The organism is Actinophytocola sp. (genome assembly GCF_035712165.1).
Classification (GTDB): domain Bacteria; phylum Actinomycetota; class Actinomycetes; order Mycobacteriales; family Pseudonocardiaceae; genus DASYTH01.
The window spans coordinates 1-3,602 of sequence record NZ_DASTBH010000568.1; the positions used below are offsets into that span (position 1 = coordinate 1).

The 3,602-nt window shown below is 69.6% G+C and carries 3 protein-coding genes; all 3 read right to left on the minus strand.

Annotated features, from left to right (window positions below):
• A partial coding sequence (locus tag VFO68_RS33010) for a DNA repair ATPase (RefSeq protein WP_325162356.1) occupies nucleotides 1-689 on the minus strand: 689 nt, incomplete at its 3' end.
• Between the two features lie 6 nt (nucleotides 690-695).
• Nucleotides 696-2,687, minus strand: a complete 1,992-nt coding sequence (locus tag VFO68_RS33015; protein WP_325162357.1) for a flotillin family protein — start codon at nucleotides 2,685-2,687, stop codon at nucleotides 696-698.
• On the minus strand, nucleotides 2,688-3,236 hold the full coding sequence (locus tag VFO68_RS33020) for a hypothetical protein (protein ID WP_325162358.1): 549 nt from the start codon (nucleotides 3,234-3,236) through the stop codon (nucleotides 2,688-2,690).
• Nucleotides 3,237-3,602 lie beyond the last annotated feature (366 nt).

Here is a 3,602-nt window from a genome sequence, read left to right on the forward strand (position 1 = left end):
CCGGCGGTGTCGACGAAGACGGTGTCCAGCACCGAGACGTACGGGTGCCGGCCGGGGACGTGGGCTTCCCGGCCCACGGGGGTCCACTCGAAGTCGTGCGAGGGCGGGAACACATGGTCCCGCTCCCCCACGTTGTCCACATAGGACACGCTGCCGTCCGCGGCGAGCTGCCAGCGCAGCACCTTGATGTCGGTGATGTCCGGCCCGGTCTGGAAGACGGCCAGCAGCTTGCCGTCCACGCGGCGCAGGTGGTGCAACCGGGCCTGCCGGTAATACCGGTACAGCTCGGCGAAGTCCCGCTGGAACCGCTCGTCACCGAGCAGCCCGGGCAGGTCGCCGGCGGCCGGCTCGAACCGGAACGCCTCGCCGTCGCGGCCGAACCGGTGCAGCGAGAACACGTCGCCGACCGCCGTCTCCGGCTTCAGGCCAATGAACACGTTGTAGCCGAACAACATCAGCCCGCCGAGCGAGACGATGTCGCGCGGCACGCAGTTGTGCTCGGTGCGGATCCGCTCGTGCCCCACCAGCCGCAGCTCGGCGCGGCCGAACACCTCGAGTCGTTCGGCGTTGAGCGACTCCGCCCGGCGGGCCAGCTCCGCGGCCTGCTCGGCCAGCCGGGCCCGCAGCACCTCGTAGGTGCCGGCATCCAGTTGGGCCGGTTCCGCCGGGGGTGCGGCGACCTCGGTCATCGCCGGCTACTGCTTGCCGAGGTCGACGACCGCACCGGGTTCGCCGTCCCGGTGCGGAAAACCGTCCAGCGCCTTGCGCAGCTCGCTCAGCTCCGGGCCGCCGGACTGGACCAGCTTGACCAGCGCGGCGGACATGGTCAGGTTCCGCACGTCGTCGGTGCCCAGCGAGGACAGGATCGCCTTGATGTCCTCGGGCAGGCTGGCCGACCCGTTCAGGTAGGGCTCGGCCAGCTTCTGGGTCACCTCGGAGTTGTGCACGAAGCCGTCCACCGCCTTGCCGAGCGTGATCGAGCCGACCAGCTTGTCGAAGAAGACGCTGTCGCCGCCGACGATGTCGATGTCGGCGTGCTCCAGCCCGGCCGCGAGCACCTTCGCCTGGGCTTCCGCGACGTCGCGGTGCACGTCGATGCCGGCCAGCCGGATCTCCTTCTCCGCCTCCAGCCGCAGCCGGTACTCCTCGTGCTCGCGAGCCGCGCCGTCCAGCGCGGACATCGCCGCCAGCTTCTCGGTCAGACCCTCGGCCTCGCCCTTGAGCTTCTCCCGGGTGGCGTCCGCGGCGGCCAGGCCCTTCTCCCGCTCGACGGCCGCCTCGGCCCGGCCGACCTTCTCGATCGCCTCGGCGTCCCGCTCGCGCACCTGTGCCGCGGCGAGCCCGGCGGCGGCCGCCTCGGCCTGCACACCCTCGGCGAGCCGGATCTTGGCCCGGGCGTCGAGCTCGGCGGCCTGCTGCCGCGCCTCGGCCAGCACCAGTTCCTCGCGCGCCCGGTACTTGGCCGCGGCCTCGGCCGCCTCGGCCGCCTTGATGTCCTTGACCAGGTTCTCCTGTGCCTGCGCCTCGGCCTGGATCACCACGGCCTGGCGGCCCCGCTCGGCCTCCTCGACCGCGCGCAGCCGCTTGATGCTCTCCTCCTGCTCGGCCACGGTCTTGTCCACCGCGACCCGCTCCCGGACCACCTCGGCGACGGACCGCTTCTCCGCCTCCACCACCTTGGCCGCCTCGATCCGGGCCAGCTCGATCTCCCGCTCCCGGGCGACCACCTCGAGCATCCGGTCCTTCTCGATCCGCTCGGACTCGATCGCGATCACCCGCTCGCGGTTCTTCTCCGCGACCGCCACCTCGCGCTCCTTGTTCTGGTCCTGCACGCCGAGCTGCTCCTCGGTGCGCAGGCTCGCGGTGTCCGCCTTGAGCCGCTCCTCGGCCTGCACCTTGGCGATCTCGGCGTCCTCGCGGGCCCGCATGGTCTCGATCTCGCGGCGCTGCTTGTTCTCCGCGTCGGCCTGCCGGCGCTCGAGCTCGAGGATGGCCTCCCGGGCGTCCACGTTCTGCCGGGTGATCTCCTTCTCCTCGTTGCGCCGGAACTCGTTGGTGCGCACGTGCTCGATCGCGGTCAGCTCGGTGATCTTCCGGATACCCTGCGCGTCCAGGATGTTGGCCGCGTCCAGTTCGGACATCGCGGTCTGTTCGAGGTAGTCGATCGCGGCGTCCTCCAGGCTGTAGCCGTTGAGGTCGGTCCCGATGATCCGCACGATCTGGTCCCGGAACTCGTTGCGCTTGGTGTAGAGGTCGACGAAGTCCAGCTGCTTGCCGGCGGTCTTGAGCGCCTCGGAGAACTTGGCCGCGAACAGTGCCTGCAGGGTCCCCTCGTCACTGGCCCGCGCCGTCCCGATCGCCTGCGCCACCTTGACCACGTCCTCGGCGGTCTTGTTCACCCGGACGAAGAAGGTGATCCGGATGTCGGCCCGGATGTTGTCCCGGCAGATCAACCCCTCCTGACCGGTGCGCTGGATCTCGATGGTCTTCACCGAGATGTCCATCGTCTCCGCCTTGTGCAGCACCGGAAGCACCACGGCGCCGGTGAACGTGACGTACACGTTGCGCACCTTGGACACGATCAGCGCCTTGCCCTGCTCCACCTTGTGGAACAACCGGCTGACGGCGAGGAGGATGACCAGGACTACGGCGAGCGCCACGCCGGCCGCGATCAGGATGGGGTTCATTCAGTTGACCTTCTCTCCCATGGCCGACACCCAGAAGAACTCGCCGTCGGCGTCGTAGTCATAGATCACCGCCGGGCTGCCGGACGTTAGGTCCTCGCCGCCGGTTTGTCGCACCTGGACCACGGCGGCCGACCCGTCCGCCGCTCTCACTTCCGCCTGGCCGAAGTCCAACCCCACCGAGCCGGTCCGAATCACACAGACCCGCCCCACGAAGTCCAGCCGAGACGCTTCACCGCTCTCCGGGAACAACCGCCGCAACGGCACCACGACCAGCCGCGTCCCCACCAGCCCCAGCACCACCGCCCCCGGCAACACCACCAGGCCCCGGACCACGACACTGTCGACCAGGACGGTTCCCACCAGGCTCAGGAACCAGGTCAGGGTGATCAGCACCGACAGCGCCACCGTGACCGGCACGCCCCCCAGCCCCAGCCCCCCGAGCACCCCGCCGTCGTCGCCATCACCATCCAGCGCGTCCGTGTCCGCTCCCCCGAGCAGCACCAGCAGCCAGTACCCCAGCACGACCAGTAACAGGAAACTGAACAACACGGCCGGAAAAGCCAATGCGGCACCGACGAACGCAGTCAAGGGCCACCCCCACGCCGGTCGGCAACGGCAGACGGACTATACCCACGCCCACCGCGCACCCGGGACACTCCGAACATTTCCGCGCCCAACCTGCCATCGTGACAGCGCCCCGTCACCACCCGGTCACAGAACCGCCAAGCACCAAGACCCCACCCGCTTCCCGGCCGGCGCCTGCGGCGCCGGCCGGGAAGCGGGGGTGGGTTCCTGAAGCCGGCAGTCCCGGCTAGTGCATCAGCGCGGTTATCTGGATGAGTGCGTCATGGACTACAGCCAGTTGGTTCCGGCCATAGCGGATGTGGATCTGGGCATCGGGCAGGTGGACGTACA